Source organism: Vibrio eleionomae, from assembly GCF_009874545.1.
Lineage (GTDB): Bacteria > Pseudomonadota > Gammaproteobacteria > Enterobacterales > Vibrionaceae > Vibrio > Vibrio nitrifigilis.
The window spans coordinates 92,833-112,970 of sequence record NZ_WEKT01000012.1; the positions used below are offsets into that span (position 1 = coordinate 92,833).

18 protein-coding genes are annotated in these 20,138 nt (G+C 42.0%); 10 read left to right on the plus strand and 8 right to left on the minus strand.

All coding sequences use genetic code 11. The features are described 5' to 3' along the window. Positions 1-104: 104 nt before the first annotated feature. Genes guaD through xdhA form a run of 6 tightly spaced genes read right to left on the minus strand, consistent with a single transcriptional unit; the run spans position 105 to position 6,891 of the window. Positions 105-1,415 (minus strand): guanine deaminase, encoded by a 1,311-nt coding sequence (gene guaD / locus F9817_RS09255; RefSeq protein WP_161154727.1) that lies wholly within the window; start codon positions 1,413-1,415, stop codon positions 105-107. Further along, complete coding sequence (gene uraH / locus F9817_RS09260; protein ID WP_161154729.1) at positions 1,415-1,738, minus strand: hydroxyisourate hydrolase; 324 nt, start codon at positions 1,736-1,738, stop codon at positions 1,415-1,417. Before uraH ends, guaD begins: the two co-directional genes overlap by 1 nt. Next, entirely contained in the window at positions 1,735-2,223 is a 489-nt protein-coding gene (locus F9817_RS09265; protein ID WP_161154731.1) for a 2-oxo-4-hydroxy-4-carboxy-5-ureidoimidazoline decarboxylase, read from the minus strand. Before F9817_RS09265 ends, uraH begins: the two co-directional genes overlap by 4 nt. Then, positions 2,213-3,097 (minus strand): xanthine dehydrogenase accessory protein XdhC, encoded by an 885-nt coding sequence (gene xdhC, locus F9817_RS09270; RefSeq protein ID WP_161154733.1) that lies wholly within the window; start codon positions 3,095-3,097, stop codon positions 2,213-2,215. Before xdhC ends, F9817_RS09265 begins: the two co-directional genes overlap by 11 nt. Next, positions 3,087-5,486, minus strand: a complete 2,400-nt coding sequence (gene xdhB, locus F9817_RS09275; protein ID WP_161154735.1) for a xanthine dehydrogenase molybdopterin binding subunit — start codon at positions 5,484-5,486, stop codon at positions 3,087-3,089. The genes xdhC and xdhB overlap by 11 nt, the downstream gene beginning before the upstream one ends. After that, the gene (gene xdhA, locus F9817_RS09280; protein ID WP_161154737.1) at positions 5,479-6,891 is read right to left on the minus strand and encodes a xanthine dehydrogenase small subunit; all 1,413 of its coding nucleotides are present in this window, start codon (positions 6,889-6,891) and stop codon (positions 5,479-5,481) included. Before xdhA ends, xdhB begins: the two co-directional genes overlap by 8 nt. Before the next feature lie 500 nt (positions 6,892-7,391). Here xdhA and F9817_RS09285 point away from each other — a divergent pair, with 500 nt between their 5' ends. After that, on the plus strand, positions 7,392-8,018 hold the full coding sequence (locus F9817_RS09285; protein ID WP_161154739.1) for a TetR/AcrR family transcriptional regulator: 627 nt from the start codon (positions 7,392-7,394) through the stop codon (positions 8,016-8,018). Here the strand turns inward: F9817_RS09285 and F9817_RS09290 are convergent. Beyond that, positions 8,008-9,252 carry a GGDEF domain-containing protein gene (locus tag F9817_RS09290; RefSeq protein ID WP_196124526.1) on the minus strand — a complete coding sequence of 415 codons (1,245 nt, stop codon included), beginning with the start codon at positions 9,250-9,252 and terminating at the stop codon, positions 8,008-8,010. The genes F9817_RS09285 and F9817_RS09290 overlap by 11 nt on opposite strands. Before the next feature lie 218 nt (positions 9,253-9,470). Here F9817_RS09290 and F9817_RS09295 point away from each other — a divergent pair, with 218 nt between their 5' ends. From F9817_RS09295 to F9817_RS09335, 9 genes are all read left to right on the plus strand, one after another. Then, positions 9,471-9,839, plus strand: a complete 369-nt coding sequence (locus tag F9817_RS09295) for a late competence development ComFB family protein (protein ID WP_161154742.1) — start codon at positions 9,471-9,473, stop codon at positions 9,837-9,839. Between the two features lie 9 nt (positions 9,840-9,848). Further along, on the plus strand, positions 9,849-10,127 hold the full coding sequence (locus tag F9817_RS09300) for an HlyU family transcriptional regulator (RefSeq protein WP_161154744.1): 279 nt from the start codon (positions 9,849-9,851) through the stop codon (positions 10,125-10,127). A gap of 302 nt (positions 10,128-10,429) precedes the next feature. Beyond that, positions 10,430-11,983, plus strand: coding sequence for a Re/Si-specific NAD(P)(+) transhydrogenase subunit alpha (locus F9817_RS09305; protein ID WP_161154746.1), 1,554 nt, complete (start codon positions 10,430-10,432; stop codon positions 11,981-11,983). Between the two features lie 11 nt (positions 11,984-11,994). Continuing rightward, positions 11,995-13,371, plus strand: coding sequence for a Re/Si-specific NAD(P)(+) transhydrogenase subunit beta (gene pntB, locus F9817_RS09310; RefSeq protein ID WP_161154774.1), 1,377 nt, complete (start codon positions 11,995-11,997; stop codon positions 13,369-13,371). Positions 13,372-13,508: 137 nt separating this feature from the next. Beyond that, the gene (gene vxrA, locus F9817_RS09315) at positions 13,509-14,984 is read left to right on the plus strand and encodes a sensor histidine kinase VxrA (RefSeq protein WP_161154748.1); all 1,476 of its coding nucleotides are present in this window, start codon (positions 13,509-13,511) and stop codon (positions 14,982-14,984) included. Further along, on the plus strand, positions 14,959-15,618 hold the full coding sequence (gene vxrB, locus F9817_RS09320) for a response regulator transcription factor VxrB (RefSeq protein WP_161154750.1): 660 nt from the start codon (positions 14,959-14,961) through the stop codon (positions 15,616-15,618). The genes vxrA and vxrB overlap by 26 nt, the downstream gene beginning before the upstream one ends. Positions 15,619-15,621: 3 nt before the next feature. Further along, entirely contained in the window at positions 15,622-16,500 is an 879-nt protein-coding gene (locus tag F9817_RS09325) for a DUF2861 family protein (RefSeq protein WP_161154752.1), read from the plus strand. Between the two features lie 81 nt (positions 16,501-16,581). Then, positions 16,582-17,757 carry a conjugal transfer protein TraF gene (locus tag F9817_RS09330; protein WP_161154754.1) on the plus strand — a complete coding sequence of 392 codons (1,176 nt, stop codon included), beginning with the start codon at positions 16,582-16,584 and terminating at the stop codon, positions 17,755-17,757. A gap of 42 nt (positions 17,758-17,799) precedes the next feature. Next, a complete protein-coding gene (locus F9817_RS09335; RefSeq protein WP_161154756.1) occupies positions 17,800-17,955 on the plus strand; it encodes a YoaH family protein in 156 nt (51 codons plus the stop codon). 1,306 nt (positions 17,956-19,261) lie between these two features. Here F9817_RS09335 and F9817_RS09340 read toward each other — a convergent pair. Then, a complete protein-coding gene (locus tag F9817_RS09340) occupies positions 19,262-19,669 on the minus strand; it encodes a cell envelope integrity protein TolA (protein ID WP_161154758.1) in 408 nt (135 codons plus the stop codon). Between the last annotated feature and the right edge of the window lie 469 nt (positions 19,670-20,138).

The following is a 20,138-nucleotide window of genomic DNA, read 5'->3' on the forward strand; positions in this document are numbered from 1 at the left end:
AGTGTAAGACACACTGAAAACAATTAGTTTTATGGTTTACATAGCTTTACAACGAGACAACTGGCCGGATGTACTCGTTGATGAGCCGCTGATTGGTTATTTGGCTATTCGGTTTTGGTTGTACGCTCAAATACACATTTGCCCATCACGTAAGTGCGGTTGATCACCCGCTCATCACCTAACGTTGTTACAGCAAAGAGCTCTGATTCCAGTGAAGTGGCTCGTTCCACACGCTGTTGCAGCATGGGAAACGCAGTGGGATTCACTTCAATAAAGTCAGCTTCAGTACCTGGATTTAAATTGCCGATTTTGTCGGTAAGTTTAAGTCCAACAGCTGCGCCCTGTGTACTGTGGTAGAGGGAGTCGAAGACATTTAAACTTTTGCCTTGTAACTGACATATTTTGTAGGCATCGGCTAAGTTAGCAAGCAATGATAAGTCAGTGCCAGCCCCGATATCACTGGCAAATGCGATATTGACTCCAACATCTTTAATATGATGAAAAGGAAATAAACCGCTGCCTAAAAACAAGTTAGAAGATGGGCAGCAAGCCACGGTTGCGTTGTTCGCCGCCAAGCGTTTTAACTCTGAATCGCATAAATGAACCCCATGCCCAAAGATGCTACGCTCCGTTAATAATCCTGCCGATTCATACACATCGAGATAATCACGTGATGTTGGGAACAGATCTTTTACCCATTTAATTTCATTGAGGTTTTCACTGAGGTGCGTTTGCATATAAACGTCAGGATATTCGCGTAATAAACTGGCGGCTTGCTGCAGTTGTTGCGGCGTACTGGTTGGCGCAAAACGTGGCGTCACTGCATATAAATTTCGTCCGTTATGATGCCAATGTTCGATAAGCTCCTTACTTTGCCAGTACCCTAACTTGGGATTATCGCGCAGCGTGTCAGGACAGAACCTATCCATCAAAACCTTGCCACAAATCATGCGTGCTTGATACTGTTCTGCTGCTTCGAAGAACATGTCTACAGAGTGCTCATGAACGGTCGCAAAGACAGCAGCGGTGGTGGTGCCATGAGCAAATAATTGCGCAATAAAGAATTCAGCTTGCTGTTTAGCGTAATATCGATCAATGAACTTTTTTTCTGTTGGAAATGTGTAATTATTCAGCCAATCAAATAATTGTTCGCCATAACTGGCGATCATTTCGACTTGGGCATAATGAACATGAGCATCAATAAACCCAGGCAAGATTAAGCCTTCATGGTGGATAATATCATCCGAATTTAGCCGGTTTTCAGCTAAGAAGTCACAGGCTTCACCGAGATATTCAATGAGACCATCTCTCACCACTAAAATGCCGTCAGAGAAATACTGATAGTTATGCTCGGGAGCCGATGTCGGGCGTGGAAAGTGCAGTATACGGCCACGATGAATACTAAATGTCATCATTAACTACCTCGGTAACTGCTATAAGCGAAAGGAGAAAGCAGCAATGGGATATGGTAATGGGGACGTGAATCTGTGGTGATATGCACATCAATCATCGGGAAGAAAGCTTCACCAAAAGTCGCTTCGCAATAGGGCGCGACTAAAAAGCGTAATGTATATTGTCCAGGAATGAGATCGACGTTGGCAAACTCACAGCGTCCATCGTCATTGGTGGTTTGCTGAGCGAGTGATTTACTCGATCCCAATTTGAAGAGGTGGACCTCTACGCCAGTTGCAGGTGAACCACTGGCGTTATCAAGGATATGGCAACTAAGCTGGGTCATACGTAAGATTCCATTCTAATTTTACTGATTTTTCTTTGTTCTGTTGCTGCATTAACTAACTCTTGTTCCCTAGAGTTGGGCAGGCGTTGCTCTAATTTGGCTAACATAGATTGCGCGCTTTGATTGGTCGCGCAGACAATAAAGATAAAACCAAATGTGTCTTTATAATCGAGGTTGAGTTGTAACAATTTTTCTAATGTATCAGAAGAGGCGTGTTGTACTCGTTCTTGCTCATTCTCGCTGAGCGACTGACTGTGCGCATACTTTTTCGAGAGACTATCAATATCCCCGATCATAGGGTGGCCAGCAAATGCTTCTAGCCAATCCTCTTCTTCTAACTCATCAAATGCAATGTCCGCATAGTGAAAAAATTGATTGCGGTCTTGAAATGGCTGGTATTCAGACATCGTTTGTTGCCAACGACGGCTGCTACAAATCATGCTTAATTCTTGTGAGCTTAATGTAATCGGTTGATTAGCCTTCATCCATGATCTCCGAAAATGCTTTACGTGCGGAGTTTGCTTGTTGCCACAGTACAACATTATCTTGTTTATTTTGTTGAGTTTGCTGTTTGTTCATTAGCGCGATTAATTGGCCTGCAACCGATACAGCGACTTGCATTGGTAGTTTACCGGTTATGTCGGCCAAACCAATCGGGCAGGTAAGTGCTTCAATCAATTCTGGATTTGATAATTGCTCTTTCAAGCGATATTCAAAACGTTGCTTTTTCCCTTGTGAGCCAATCAATCCTACAAACATAAAACGTCGTTCATTCAATGCATTGGCAACAATATCGTAGTCCAGTTGATGATCTTGCGTCATAACAACCAAATAACTGTTATCTCGCAGAGAGCGTACGGTTTGTTCTGGATTGGCTGCCAATGTGCCTTGAACACCTAACGGTAATTGTTCGAGCCAAGTTTGGCGATTATCAATCACGGTTGTGTGACAAGGTAACTTAGACAGTATGGTGGCAAGAGACTGCCCCACATGACCTGCTCCATAGATAATAACGCTAGGTGTATCCATTTGAAAGAACTCAAATAAAACTTGAACAGCTCCGCCACAACATTGACCAAGATCGGCTGCAAGTGCAAAGCGCTCAATCTGCATATCTGACTGCTGTGCGGTTAATTTATCACGAGCGAGAGCAATGACTTGATATTCTAAATGTCCGCCACCTAAAGTGTCATATTGTGCATTAGTCGTAATCACCATTTTGGCCCCACTGGATCGTGGTACTGAGCCTGAATGGGCCAAAACAGTGGCCAAACAATAAGGTTGACCTAACTGTTCGAGTTCTTGACACGCTTTGAGCCAGCTTAAATTTGCTTGGTTAAGTAAGGATTCAGTGTGCATCGTGCATCTCCTCTGCAGCGCAATTTTGTGCGGGCTCCATTTGACTGTTCGTCTGCGCGTTCAGTCCGGTGACGCGGTCACAACATGTCAGGATTTGCTCCCCGGTTGCTGGTGCGTGCAGATCAGGATCGTATTGATGGTTTCCCAGTGCTGCCACTGCATCATAAATTGCACACCAGACACTGATGCCATGCATAAATGGCGGTTCACCCACGGCCTTAGAGCGGTAAATGGTGTGTTCTGGATTTGGGTTTTCATACAAACCGATATTCATCACTTTGGGATAATCACCAATCGTTGGGATTTTGTAGTTCATTGGACTGTTGCTAAGTAATTGACCCTCTTTACCCCAAACTAATTCTTCACTGGTTAGCCAGCCCATACCTTGGATAAAACCGCCTTCAATTTGCCCGGTATCAATGGCGGGGTTAAGGCTTTGGCCAACATCGTGCAAAATGTCGACCCGGTCTATAGTATGTTCTCCAGTTAGGGTATCAATCGTGACTTCAGAGCAGGAGACCCCATGAGAGAAATAGTAAAATGGGCGTCCTGATGCCGTCTCTCGGTCGTAACCGATTTTTGGGGTCTGATAGTAGCCGGTTGAAGAAAGTGACACGCGTTGAAAGTAGGCCATTTGGATAAGTTCGCCCCAAGATAACGCTTTGTCACCATACACCACTTCTTCATCTTCAATCGATAGCGGTTCGCTAGTGGCAAAGTGCGCTTGTGCAACGGAAAGAAGCCGTTCTTTAATTGTCATGGCAGCGTTGTAAGCAGCCATACCATTAAGATCAGCACCAGATGATGCAGCTGTGGGTGAGGTATTGGGGACTTTGTCGGTGCGTGTCGAGGTAACCAGCACTTTGTTTATCCCAATGCCGAATGCTTGGGCAACAATTTGTTGTACTTTAGTATGCAGTCCTTGGCCCATTTCAGTCCCACCATGGGAGACTTGTACTGAACCATCGGTATAGATCACGATGAGTGCGCCTGCTTGATTGAGATGTTGAGCTGTAAAAGAAATGCCAAATTTTACTGGGGTCAGTGCCAAGCCTTTTTTCAAAATCGGGCTGGTTTGGTTCCACTCATTTATCGCTTTGCGTCTTGCTCGATAGTGACAACTTTGCGCTAACTGTTTCATCATCGTTGGGAGTGTATCGAGCTCTTCTACTTCCATCCCATAAGGGGTGGTGTTGCGTCCTTTACGGTAGAGATTATCCAAGCGTACATCGAATGCATCTCGACCAGTTTTTAAGGCGAGTTGCTGCATGACTTTCTCTATGACAATCATTCCTTGTGGACCGCCAAAACCGCGAAATGCCGTGTGAGAACACGTGTCGGTTTTAAGTCGATGACCCATTATGCACGCATCACCTAATGAATAGGCGTTATCGGCATGGAACATGGCGCGATCAACAATCGCATCGGATAAATCTGCGGAATGACCACAAAGTCCATTTATCTCCATTTGTGCATTTTTAATCACACCTTGGGAATTCGCGCTGAGTGTATATAGGTTATGAAAGGGATGGCGTTTACCCGTTGCTGTCATATCAATGCGTCGAGGTAGGCGAAATTTCACCGGACGCTGGGTATGATAAGCGCCTAATGCCGCTAAACATGCCCAAGGTGCCGCCTGACTCTCTTTACCACCAAAGCCACCGCCCATACGCCGCATATCAACGGTCACGCGGTTAAAATCTGTCGCAAGGACTTCTGCCACCAGTTTTTGTACTTCTGAAGGGTTTTGGGTCGAACTAAAAACCAACATGCCGTTGTCTTCAGTTGTTTGCGCTAAACAGCATTGCCCTTCCAAATAAAAGTGCTCTTGGCCTCCAACCAACATTTCTCCATCAAGGTGAATGGGAGCTGATCTAACATCAGCATTTATCGGGACACCCATCTGGTGAACTGGTAATAATGGCGGTTCAGTCTTTGTTTGCGATAAGGTTAACGCGACAGTGTCACTTTTTTCATACTCAATATCGGCCAATTTCGTGGCCATGACCGCTGCTTGATAAGACGTTGCAAGAACTAACGCTATCGGCTGACCGTAAAACCGAATGTCATTGTCAATCGTTAACAAAGGGTCGCCTTTAAACACGGTACCGATGTCTTTTTCGCCTGGAATATCATCACTGGTTAACACACTGACCACGCCAGGCGCTTGTTTCACTCGTTCAAGGTTGCAAGTAAGGATATGGCCTTTGGCAATGGTGCTGGTGATCACTGCTGCATGTAAACAACCTCGAGGCGTTGGAATATCATCAACGAAAGGGGCGGTTCCTGCAACTTGCTTGTGCGCACTTTCATGCTTGATGGTTTGACCAATCACAGATGAATGCTGATGAGTAGGCGCGGTTTGTTGGAGAGAGGTAAGTTTACGCATGATGCACCAGCCTAGTTGGGATGTGTTGTGACTCTAGATAAAAACGTTGTAGTAGGTTTTTTACCAGTGTTATTCGGTAATCAGCACTAGCGCGAACATCAGAGAGAGGTTGAATGATGTGGCTAACGTGATGTTGTGTTTGCTTAATTAATTCTGCGGATAAAGGTTTGCCAATCCAAAATGTTTCGATATCGGTAAGACGAACAGACGTTGCAGCAATACCACCAGCGGCGATATAACATTCTGCGATGATTCCTTGCGCATTAAAGCGCACTTTTAGTGCGAGTAACACGGTAGAAATGTCATCTTCATAGCGTTTACTGATTTTATAAATGGCGTGTTTTTCATTCTCTTGCGGCGGTGTGAGATGAATGGCACTGATCCATTGTTTAGCCGTCAGCACTGTTGTGCGATAACCAGTAATAAAATCCTCTGGAGCGATTAAACGGCGTTGTTCTCCATCATCGATTTCAATCATGCCGTTGAGGCTCATAATCAAAGGGGCAATATCGCCAATCGGAGAGGCATGACCTAAACTGCCACCCAAGGTTGCACGGTGACGAATACTTAAGCTGCCTATGCGACTAAACAATTCATCTGCATTTGGTACATAACGCTTAATCCATTGATGGACTTTACTGAGTGGCACACTCGCACCAATACGCCAGCCCGCAGCGGTTTGCGTGATGCGACTTAAATCATCAACATCAGAAAGATCAATGAGTTCTGGCAAGGTTTGCCACATCTGTGTCACTTCCAATGCGAGATCCGTACCGCCGGCAATCAGTTTTGCTGTTGGGTACTGACGTTTAATGGTTCGTAACTGTTCTCGGGTTTTAGGTCGGTAGTAATCTGGCGTCTCAGATTCTTTCACATGTTGTAGCCAATGCATCACCGATTCTTCGTATTGAGCAAGTGGGTCGGTCACGGGATCATCTTTTAATGATTGAACGACGTCTATTAAGGGGCCATAGCCGGTACAGCGACATAAATTACCCGCCAAATATTCGGTAGGATCGTTTGGCATGTGCTCTTGTTTGGATAGCGCATACAGAGACATAACAACCCCAGGCGTACAAAATCCGCATTGACTGCCATGTTTATCGACGACGCGTTGCTGAATAGGGTGAAGCGCACCTAAATGGCTTAAATATTCGATGGTAATGATGTGCTTACCATGTAAAGCGTTAAGTGGGGTAATGCATGAATTGATCTGTTGATACGTCAGATGATTATCTGTATCTAAAGTCTCGATAACCACGGTACATGCGCCACAATCGCCGCTGGCACATCCTTCTTTTGATCCGGTTAAATGACATTGTTCCCGCAAATAGGGCAATAGCATGGTGTCGGCACTGGTTGACGGTACTGCAACGACCTCATGATTGATCATTATCTCTAACATACGTTCTCCGTTCGTTATTTCCTTGGCCTCTTGTTCCTTTTGAGGCTGACGGGATCTCGCTAAGCGAGTTAATTATCTATTTTGTCAAAACTATTTGTTACGAAGATGCAAAAACCTGACCAGTTGTTCAGAAAAATGATTTTAACCAGGACAAACGCGGTTAGATATAGTGATGATGAGCTAATTAAATATCTATTAATCAGATAGATATTGCTGTTTTAATGGATTTAAATACGGAAGACAAATTTGAGAATAACTTGCACATAAAAATCAAATCGTGCGTTTGTTGACGCTGTGGCACAGCAAAGTTGTACAGTTGTAGTGCACATGTTTAATTTTGGTGCAGTTGCATAACTTGACAGACCCCCATCATTTGAGGCTCACTGTAGCCCCAACGTCACTTTAAGATCTCAATTCTCATGATCGTATTATGTAGAAGTAGCAGATAAAATACGGCGCTGATGTAATCGATTAACCGAAAAGATAATGAGGAAGAATAGGTGGGACACCTTAAAAAAAGCCCAGGAGATATACGTCGTAGAAATGAGCAAATTATTTTAGCGGCTGCCGCTGATGAGTTTGTTAAACATGGTTACAAAGGTACGTCATTACAATCTATCGCGGATCGTGTCAATCTACCGAAAGCCAATATTCTTTATTACTTCAAATCTAAAACTGGCCTGTATAAAGCATTGCTCAAAGACATTCTTAATTTATGGAATGAAGGTTTTGACGATGCTGCCATCGGCGAACCTCCTGCGCAGGTATTGCGCCGCTACATTGAGGCTAAAATGCGCTACAGCCGCACTCACCCGCAAGAATCAAAAATCTTTGCCCAGGAAATTATTCAAGGTGCCCCGATTATTCATGATGTGATTGAACAGCCAGTCATCGAATGGACCACGACAAAAGCCAGTCTTATTCAGCACTGGGTAGACGAAGGGCTGATTAAACCCGTCAAGCCGTTTTATCTGCTGTTTTTAATTTGGGGAGCAACACAGTTTTACGCGGATTTTGATATGGAAGTGCTGTTGATTAACGGTGATCCGTTAACTGACGAACAGTTTGATGAAGCTCAGGAGTTTGTTGTCTCGATGGTATTAAGAGGGTTGGGACTTATCGACTAGTCTGATAGGGGAATATTTGATTGCGTCCTTTATCTTTAGCACGGTAAAGGGCTTCATCCGCGAGTTTTTGCACGTCTTGAACCGTGTCTCCCCATTGGTTGTCACAAACACCAATACTAACAGTGATATTAACATGTTGATGGGCTTTATCACTTCGTTTGGTTTCTCCGTCTTGGTGACGTGTTGGCCTTGTCAGCGTGTCTCTGATAACCAATGGGTAATCGGCAATATCTAAACGAATTTCTTCCAAATACTCTAATGTTTGTGTCATATGCTTGCCACGAAACAGAACCACAAACTCCTCACCACCATAACGATAGACATGCGCATTACCGCGAATGAGACACAGCCTTGTTGCGACTAATTTGAGAACGTCATCCCCTGAACTATGTCCGTAGGTATCATTGAATTTTTTAAAATGGTCAACATCAATCATGGCTAAAGTATATCGTCGACTAAGATGGCGTAAATCGATTTCCAATGCCTGACGTCCCGGGATTTGTGTTAAGGGATCAGTAAATGCCATTTGATAAGTATTAGAAAGCAGATAGATGATGAACAGCACACCCAGTAACGAGAACATTGTGCTCGATACGAACGGCGTATCAAAGACATAAAAGGTGTTGGCGATAACTAACATTGTGGCATAAATGACCACGTCATTAAGGTGATTGCGTGTTAAAACAAACAGCGCGCTAATGCCGATTAAGGCGCTGATATAAAGAATAAGAATGAACGGTAATTTTGATAGGTTAGGGTAGACAAATAATACCTCCTTCACACTGTGAATCATTCCCATATGAATATCTTCTGTCACGACTAAACAACTCCAACCCACTAGAGCGCCAATAAGCAGTAAAAATATAACAAACTGGCGATTAAACGTTGTACCGTTATGAAACAGTTGGGTGAGCCAGCAGGAAACGGGGAGTAAGAATGCGAGTAGGCATAGTTCGATAAATGTCGTGCCTGTCTGTAAAGGAGATTGCAGGCGTTCTTGAATAACCCAGTAGCCAATCATCATCGCAGTACTCAGCATCACTATACGACTTTGTTTAAAGGTGTGGGCAATCATAAACGCGACCGCCAGCAGAATGTAAGGCATATTCATTGCGAAACTGAGATTAGCTTGTGTCGCTGCTACGACGCTATTCATACTAAGCCAAATTAAGGAGAGTAAGAATAGGGGGAAGCCAAGTCTAAACCAGTGGGACGTAATGAAAGCTGAATACATTCTTATTGATAAAACCGTCTTTGAAGGCCGATAGTTTAGCTAGAGTCGCTAGCGTTGAATACTGCTATTTACAAGTATAGTCGTGTTTTTGCGTTTCAAAATCGAGAAAAAGGCTTATACAGTTAAGAAATCGACAATTGACGACTTATTTTTTTGCCTAATTCCTCAGTGTTCATTAATTTTAATGACAAGAGCTGTGAAGTTTAGGGAGATTAACAATGCAGATCAGTAACGATGTTCATAACTATATGGAAACGCTGGTGGGGCAGGCGCTACACCAAGAAGAGTTTGAACACTACGATGAAGAGCAACTCGCTGACCTAGCGTGTTTGGCTTTAAACCAATTGCGACCCGTTTATATTCGCTATGATATTGATTTTTTGTCTTCTTTACCGGAAGATCGTCTAGTCATGTTAAAACGTAATGCTGATGTGGCTATTTCAACTGCAGAGTCGATGATCCTTGAAGATCGACGTAAGAACCGCCATTCGGACGTACCGAGTGTCATTCGATTAGGTCGATTTGATGAAGATCGGGAACTGGAATGGTATGAAACGCCATTACTAAAAAGTAAAGACCACTCGTAAGGAGTCTATGTGGGCCTGTTTTCTCGTTTATTCGGTGCCAAAAGTGCACCAGAACCAAAAGAAGTTACACCTGTGGAGTACAAAGGGTATTTGATATATCAAGAGGCGATGGCCGAAGGTGGCCAATTCCGTATTGCGGGACGTATTACAAAAACGATTGATAATGAAGTAAAAACACACCGTTTTATTCGTTCTGATGTTGTCCCAAGCCAAGCTGATGCCGACGATCTGATGCTACGTAAGGCGCAAATGTTCATTGACCAGATGGGAGATAACATTTTTTCCTAGGTCAGGCTTTGCTCTCAATTCATCCAGCACCAAAACTAACATATTCTGCGCCACTAAATTACTTTCTGGCGCTTTTTTCTCGCTAATGATCTTTCGATTCTATCTCTCTTACTGCTCTCTCTTTCGTTGAACTGCGATCAAATAACGAAAAATTTCAATGTATATTCAATCATCTCCGTCTACTAGTTCACTTTACTGAGTAAACGAATGTGTTATTGATAGAATAACACAATTTTTCTGTATTAGATGCAGAAGATAAGTCAGTACGGTTAAACATCAAGTCAGTATTTCAAGGATAAGATATGCAAATAGGTGTGCCAAAAGAGAGAGTTGCAGGTGAACGCCGAGTTGCGGCTTCCCCCTCTTCTATTAAACAGTTAATTAAACTGGGATATGACGTTGTTGTTGAATCACGAGCTGGAGACGACGCCAGTTTTGATGATTCAGCATATAAAGAAGCAGGTGCGACCATTGTCGACCAAACGAATGTTTGGCAATCCGACATTATTATCAAAGTAAACGCGCCTTTATATGGTGACGATTCCGAGTTAGATGAAGTGTCATTGTTACCGCTTAAATCAACATTAATCTGCTTTATTTACCCAGCTCAGCATCCTGAATTAATGGAAAAGTTATCAGAAAAAGAGATTAATGTGATGGCAATGGATGCGGTGCCAAGGATCTCACGGGCTCAATCGTTGGACGCATTATCTTCAATGGCCAATATTGCTGGATATCGTGCTGTTGTGGAAGCTGCTCACGAGTTTGGACGTTTTTTTACTGGCCAAATTACCGCGGCAGGAAAAATTCCACCTGCCAAAGTATTTATTGCTGGTGCAGGGGTCGCGGGGCTAGCAGCGATTGGTGCGGCTGGCAGTTTAGGAGCAGTAGTCAGAGCATTTGATGTTCGCCCTGAAGTTAAAGAACAAGTCGAATCAATGGGAGCTGAGTTCTTAACGCTGGCTAATGTTGAACAGCAGCAAAGTAGTGATGGTTACGCGAAAGAAATGAGCGATGATTTCAATCTAAAAGCGGCAGAACTATACGCTCAGCAAGCGAAAGATGTGGATATTATTGTGACCACTGCACTCATTCCGGGCAAACCCGCTCCTACTCTGATTACCAAAGAGATGGTCGATAGCATGAAGGCCGGTAGTGTTATTGTCGATTTGGCGGCTGCAAACGGTGGCAATTGTGAATACACGCAAAAGGATAGGGTATTTACAACCGAAAATGGTGTGAAAATCATCGGTTATACGGATATGGTAAGCCGATTACCGACTCAATCTTCCCAGCTTTATGCCACCAATATCGTTAACTTGCTTAAGCTATTGTGTAAGGAAAAAGACGGCACACTTACGATCGATTTCGACGATGTCGTCGTGCGTGGCGTCACAGTGATTAAAGAGGGGGAAGTCACTTGGCCAGCACCACCTATCCAAGTATCGGCGCAACCTAGTGTGGCACCTAAGGTGGCTGCCCCTGCTGAAAAAACACCAAAGCCACCAATGGCGGTTTGGAAAAAAGTCTCGATGTTAGTCATCGCTGTGGCTCTGTTTGCTTGGCTTGCCTCTGTTGCCCCCAGTGAATTCCTTGGCCATTTTACTGTGTTTGCTCTCTCTTGTGTTGTTGGCTACTACGTGGTTTGGAATGTGTCCCATTCTTTACATACCCCATTAATGTCAGTCACTAACGCGATTTCTGGGATTATTATTGTTGGTGCTATTTTGCAAATAGGGCATGGACATGGACTGGTTTCATTTTTGGCCTTTTTTGCCATTTTGATAGCGAGTATCAATATTTTTGGTGGATTTACCGTCACCAAACGCATGTTGCAAATGTTTCGTAAAGACTAAGGAAGGGAATGATGTCTGCACAATTGGTTCAAGCAGCGTACATCGTTGCGGCCTTGTTTTTTATTATGAGTCTAGCGGGCTTATCTAAGCAAACCTCTGCTAAATCAGGCAATTATTATGGTATTGCTGGGATGACAATTGCTTTGATAGCCACGATTTTAGGCCCCCATAGCACCAGTGTTACTTGGATCATTATCGCCATGGTGATCGGTGCTGCAATTGGCATTCGTTTCGCTAAAAAAGTGGAAATGACCCAAATGCCTGAGCTGGTGGCTATTTTACATAGCTTTGTCGGCTTAGCGGCGGTTCTGGTTGGTTACAATAGTTTTATTCACGCCCCATTAGTGGCGAATCATTCTGAATATGTGATTCATTTAGTCGAAGTATTTGTCGGTGTCTTTATCGGTGCTGTTACTTTTACTGGATCGGTTGTTGCGTATGGCAAACTTAGTGGTCATATAGCGTCCACACCACTTAACTTGCCTCATAAACATAAGATCAACTTGCTAGCTGTATTAGTCAGCATCTGGTTATTGAGTGAATTTATTCAAGCCGACGGAAGTGTTTGGGCATTGGTATTGATGACACTCATCGCATTTGGTTTTGGCTACCACCTTGTAGCATCTATCGGTGGTGCTGATATGCCGGTGGTCGTTTCGATGTTGAACTCATACTCAGGGTGGGCTGCTGCCGCTGCTGGTTTTATGTTAGCCAATGACTTATTGATTGTTACAGGCGCGCTCGTTGGTTCGTCCGGGGCAATTCTCTCATACATCATGTGTAAAGCGATGAATCGTTCCTTTATTAGTGTTATTGCCGGCGGATTTGGCCAAGAAGTTGCGGTAGCAAAAGATCAAGAATTGGGTGAATATCACGAAACGACGGTAGAAGAGGTGGTTGAGCTCTTGAAAAACTCTAAGTCAGTCATCATAACTCCTGGATATGGTATGGCCGTCGCTCAAGCTCAGTATCCTGTTTCTGAAATCACTGAAAAGCTGAGAGCAAAAGGTATCGAGATTCGATTTGGTATTCACCCTGTTGCTGGACGTTTGCCTGGTCACATGAATGTTTTATTGGCTGAGGCGAAGGTTCCATACGATATCGTATTGGAAATGGATGAAATTAATGAGGACTTTTCTGATACGGATACTGTCTTAGTGATTGGAGCCAATGATACGGTGAACCCAGCGGCGCAAGAAGACCCGACCAGTCCAATTGCAGGGATGCCTGTTTTAGAGGTTTGGAATGCCAAAAATGTCGTAGTATTCAAGCGATCAATGAATACTGGATACGCTGGTGTACAAAATCCATTATTTTTTAAAGACAATACATTGATGCTGTTTGGTGATGCTAAGGCGAGTGTTGACGCGATATCTAAAGCACTTTAATCGTGCATTTATTGTCCAAGAAGCCAGCATTGCTGGCTTCTTTTGTAGTGAGTTGGTGATATGTTAACGATTATTGACAGCGTCTTAACATGCCAAGTATAAATTTTTAGAATAATACGCTATAGTGTTTTGCCTTGATGAATAATAAAAGAAATCAATTGAGAAAAGCGATAACCATAACAATAGCAACCGTCGGGACATTATTTTCTGCGTTTACTCATGCGGACTCTCTCCCCGAGCGTATCGATTTATTCGTATCGCTTTTTGATTACGATTCAGCGGTAGTCACTTATAATATCGATAAATTGCAAGCTAACTATCCAGAGAGCTTAATCTCTCCTGAGAGTATGCTACCGCAGACGACTAAATATCCTCTCACTGCCATCCAACGTCTTTATAAGTTGTCCAAAGGTTGTTCTGGCAAACTTCCTTATAATCCACTGGTTACGGAACCTCTTTCGTTTGTACGTGCCGTATGTAACGGAACTAAACTGCGTCCAAGTTGGTTTGCCCGCAGTGGTTTGATTCATCCAGGCGGTGGTACTTACGCAGCTCGCTATGTTAAAGACCATCCTGATATGTATGAAGAAGTTAAACAGTATATGCATATCGATGAACGTCCACCTGCACCGAAAGGAACGTTACTTGGACGTTTACAGGCCATGAATGGTGAGTCACTTAAGGCATTGAACTCTGGTTCATTAATGTTCAGTGAACAGAATGAATTATGGTTGCGTAAAAACGACCAATACTATGTATTTAATGAAGCTACGTGGAACCATAATGCGAGTAAAGCAGGCCTTTCTTACAAAGTAGTAGGCTCTGATAGTGCTTGTTTTGTACAACGTGGCAATATTTGTTGGGATATTGAAGATCATTCCAACTTACTAAGAATAAGCATGGTAGTGTTGGTTATTGCCAACATTCTCTTGGTATTAGGTTGGGCGGTTTACCGCTGGAATAGCAAACGACAAGAAATGAAGAGTCGAATGTTGGTCCTCCAAATTTTAACGCATGAATTGCGTACACCTATTGCCAGCTTATCTTTAACTGTGGAAGGTTTCCGACGAGAATTCGAACACCTACCAGAGACTGTTTATGATGAATTTCGCCGCTTGTGCGAGGACTCAAGACGTTTGAGACAATTAGCAGAAGCGAGTAAAGATTACTTACAATCGGACAACAAACCACTATCTACCGATTGGGTTCCTTCTGTTAAAGAGTGGTTGGAGTACAAAGTTGAAGAGGAGTTTTCAGATCCTATAGAACTTAATATCAATCAGGATATCGCTGCAAAATTAAATGTCTACTGGCTAGGTACCTGTGTTGATAACTTGATTCGAAATGCAGTGAAATACGGTGTAGCACCAGTTTCACTCAATGTAATTACGACTGAGGATTCAGTCACCATCAAAGTGACCGATCAAGGAACATTAACAGAAAAAGATTGGCGTCACTTGCGCAAGCCATTTGTCAGTAAGAGTGGCTTGGGACTTGGATTAACTATTGTAGAATCGATGGTTGGACGTATGGGCGGAACAATGAGCCTAGTTGGACCACCGACAACATTTATATTGGAGATACCCTGTGAAACAGACATTGCTTCTCGTTGAAGATGATAAAAACCTAGCGGATGGCCTATTAGTTAGTTTGGAACAAGCAGGATATGATTGTTTACATGCTGAATTAATCGCTGATGTAAAACAACACTGGGAAAAAGCGGATCTTGTTATTCTTGACCGTCAACTTCCTGATGGTGATTCGGTAGAACACTTGGTTGAATGGAAAAAAATTAAAGAAGTACCAGTGATTCTACTAACAGCACTAGTGACGGTAAAAGATAAAGTGACAGGTCTTGACGCAGGTGCGACGGATTATCTTACTAAGCCATTTGCTGAAGCAGAATTATTCGCTCGAATCCGTGCACAAATGCGTTCTCCAGAAGGCGAAGGTGAAGATGATAACAAGGTTATTACTAACGATTTGATCATTGATAAAGCAACTCGCGAAGTGGTTTACCATGATGAATTGGTTACATTAACTCGTACTGAATTCGATCTGCTGCTGTTCTTGGCAAGTAATCTAGGACGTGTGTTTACTCGTGATGAATTGCTGGATCATGTATGGGGCTATAACCATTTCCCAACGACACGTACTGTTGATACTCACGTTCTACAGCTGCGTCAAAAACTTCCAGGACTTGAAATCGAAACCTTACGTGGTGTCGGTTACAAAATGAAAGCGTAATTCATGAACAAATTACTCTTGTTATTAGGCACGTGCTTATGCGTGCCTATAACTGTTCAAGCCGCTGACTGGTTTGAGCAAAACACGCCATTAACGCAAACTCACCAACATTTGTTGGAGGGGGATTTGCCCGGTACGTTTTCCTCACTAGTAGAAGTTTGGCAGTTAGATGAGAATACTAATATCAAAACCCACCTAAATGACTTACTTATGCAAGCGTTAACAGTGGATTGTGGTAAAGGGCTAGATAATAAAGAATTTCCCGACTGGATTAATGCGATTACGATTCGTCGTTTAACTATTCAAAGTCCAGGGCGTGATGCGTATCAAGTATTAATTAATGCATCAGCGAAGAAAGATATTTCGGACATTCGTTTGACGAAATGGGTTGATAAACCATTATCTTCAGACAACTCTTTTACTGAGTCAGATAGTGACCCCGTAACAGATGCAGAACATAATTATGTCAAACGTTACAACTTGAATAATGAAATCAGTAAAGGGTTATATCGTATTGATGTGACAGCTGATGATCAGAGTTCATGGAGCGCATGGGTCATTTTTGGTGATCAAAAACCCTATCGTACGGTACGTTGGGCCTCAAAAGATCATTGGCAAGTAGAGAAGAACGCATTACTTAATAAATTCTGTCCACTTCCAAAGCTTGGTGTTTCCGTGTATGACTATGTGAAAGGCAAATATCAAGAGATCTGGAATCACAGTTATGATTCTGATTATCCATCATCATTACCTGCGGATAGTCTACCGCCAGATCGTTACGTGCTCGCGATTTCAATGACACAACAGCGTTGGCAAGGTCCTATCATCATTGAGCAGTCTCAAGTTATCAGCAAAACCTATGATGTTGCAGCTAAACAATAGCTAAAGATATATTATAATCGGCCGATAGTGGTTTAGTGTATTCGTTGCTAATTACTCTAAATATACCCATGGCCGATTATTATGAATAAAAATAAGTATTCTTTTCTTGCGTTGTCTATTTCCCTCGCAGCCACCAGTGCAATGGCAGCTCCTTATTCTATTGAGGCTCGTGGTGATGCCATGGGCGGTGTTGGTGTGGTATCAGCCAACTATTTGACTGCCCCTTTTTATAATCCTGCGTTAACTGCTATTTATCGTCGTAATGATGATGCTGGTATGATCTTACCGAGCGTTGGAGTGACTTATGACGATCAAAACCAAATGATCGATACTATTGATAATCTCGCTGATTTACTCGGAGATGTTGATGGTAGTGTGACTCAACAAACGGTTGATGATATCGACTCAGAACTTGATAAACTTAATGGTTCTCAGTTGAATGCAGAACTGGGGGCTGGTGCTGCCATTGGGATCCCAAATTCTTATTTATCAATGAATCTATTTGGTAAAGCCTACACCGAAACCTATGTGACATCCGATGTTGGTTTTTGTAGTGATCCGAGTGATGCCAATCAATGTACTATTGAAAAGGCACAAAATACGACAATTAATGCTGTTTCTGTCGGTGTCGCAGAGGTCGGTTTAGCCATGGCCCGTTACAGTACCGTTTTCGGCCAACATATGTCGTTTGGGTTATCTCCTAAACTGCAACGGGTATATACGTTTGTTTATCAGACGGATGTTGAAAATTTTGACCTGACGGATATAGATAAAAACACCCAAGCGGAAAATATGCTTAACGTTGATGCTGGTGCATTATGGTTCTATGGACCATTTCGTGTCGGCATAACAGGCATGAACTTGATCAGTCATGATATTGAAACTAAAACAATCACTGGTAGTAATAATCAATCAATCAAATATGAATATCAGATGAGACCACTGTATACAGTTGGCGCTGGAATTGTGGCAGACTATTTTACCTTTAGTGTTGACTACGATCTTAATGAGCAGAAACGTTATAAAGAATTTGATGATAATGTTCAAATGATTAGGGCAGGGGCAGAAATAGATTTGTTACGTCAGCTTAAACTTAGAGCCGGGATTAAGAAAAACCTATCTTACAGTGGCAGTGATCCAACTTATACTGCGGGTATCGGCTTATCTCCACTGGGTTTGTTTGAATTAGATCTTGCTGCAAGTTACACCAATGAAGATTCAATGGGTGGTTACGTAAACTTTCTTGCTACCTATTAAATTTACGATTATAGTCTGGGCTCCAGAATAAGGAGCCTTTTTATGTTTGATGATTTACCTACGTTAACTCACGCGCAACAACAAGCTGCTGTTGAAAAAATTCAAGCGTTAATGGCAGAGGGGATGAGTACAGCCCAAGCGATAAAATTAGTCGCAGAAGAAATTCGCCAAGCACTAAAAGAGCATTCTCAGAAATAGTAATAACCCATTCTATATATTAAAGCACCGTCAGGTGCTTTTTTTATGTCAGCTATCAATAGGGTAGCACCGTTACTGGTGACCCACTAACTTCTAATACTTGCATCTGTGCACCCTAAATAACCTGATAAAACCTCCCATATTGTACAATCTTTAATAAAAACTATATTTATCATTACCTTATAAAAGAATAATTCACTATACCATTCATGATAGATTTTATTTATGTAATTAAATTACAGGTTTAACTGAAACAACGGTGTAAACACTCACTTCCTTTACAAAGCAAATAAACTATAGCCTTTAGATCTTTTTAGGATCTCAATATCGCATAAAATGATCGTTGTGTGGATAACTTTCACAAACAGCCTCACTTCTGGTCTAGATGATAGTACCTAAGGCACTATAACTAAAGCGAACTTAAGTAAAATAAACGGTAGATAAATTGAAAATAAGAGAGTTAACGACAAGACCTTTTACTAGCTATGCACCAGTATTGGAACTGTCGAAGAAAACAGGGAAGGTTAGGTATTTAAATTTTGATACCGTGGAAGCCTAGTTTTTGAGCTTGATATAAGAGCAACTGACAAACATTAAAGCGCCCTTTACATCAGGGCGCTATTTCATCATTTGATCAGATAATAATGTAGGTAAATAGGGTAATAAGTATCAAACGATTTTATGAAGGTGAGTATTACAAAATCGATGAATAATCACAGCAGACCCGGCTAGAACCAGTAAATTTAGAGCCCAGTCCTGGAGTAGGTAAAAGTAGCAGAACGCACATATATGTGGAAAACAATCGATATCGGTTGTGCTTAATCCATTTCATCATATTTCGTCTCCTACGAGGCTTTGTCTCTTGTTCATTGTCAGAAACAACACTCTTGTGACACCGTCACCTTAGCGTTAATCCAACATAACAAGGTTATTTATTTAGCGTTTAACTGACCAGTTCCATGTTACTACCGCTTAATATTTAGTCACTAAAACTGGCGTTTGTAACTGTATTTCTACGCACAGGATCACATAGAAAAGCACGGTTAACGGTTACGCATACGCTTTAGCAAGACATAAGTGACACTCGTCTTACTTATCCACAATCCACCAATTATAAGTGTCTATTTTAAAAATTTGTGTCTAATAAATGAGAATAAAAGGCGACAGACTGCTGCGCCATGATCAATTCGCCACAATCATAGTTTCCTAAATGGAAACAGTGCAATAACTAGATTATCTCTGTTTTATTGATAATAAAAAGTTAAATAATATCATATAGTTATATAGATTAACCGTTGCGGTACTATTATGGGATAAATGTAAGAGTTAAGGTTTGATAGAGCGGATGTAGTAATTTACTTTTTTCGGGAAGAGGAAATTGATAAATATGCCTGATAGCGATATATGCACGATCACATAGACCCTGGTGGTTACTAATTTCAATTTTCTTTAATGCCGCACGCTCGGTGAAATGGATTTTTACCCGGCATTCTTGGCCACGATAGACAGAGACATCCCCCATTTCTGTTTTGATGTCTTCGATAACATCTTTTGCCCATTGTTGCTCAGGGCTACGATCAAAACTATCTTGAAAACCAAATATATCTTTTAAAGCTTTTTGTTGTTCGTGGGCGCTATCTGTATTTGCGCTTAAAGCGTTCTCATTGATGAAGCAGGTCAGAATTATCAATAAGGTCAATATTTCTTTTTTCATAATATTTTGTGTTCGAATTTCTTTATATCGTTATTAGCTGTTACTATTTTACAAACCATGTGATTAAACCAAAGTCTTTCTTCTATAATGTTTATCACAGCGGTGAATAGCTACATTATATTTGGAATGGGCGTATTTGAATACGTAGGTTAGCTCAAACTTCAGCAAGATAGCATGTATCAATTAAAAAACTAATTGGATCACTGTACATTCCACACAAAAAGTACTACCATTGTACGTACACGAACATAAAAATAACTGGAGTTAGTCATGTCTGATAAAGCAGCATACAGATACTATTTATCTTTTGCGGGTTTCCTAGGTTTAATTTTACCTTTCACAGTATTATATCTCGCAGTGAGCCACGGTTAATTAAATAGTACACAGATAATTAATATAAAATAGTGGCTGTAATGCCACTATTTTATTCTCGGATATTTATAATGTTTTATTTCAATAAAGCCATGAT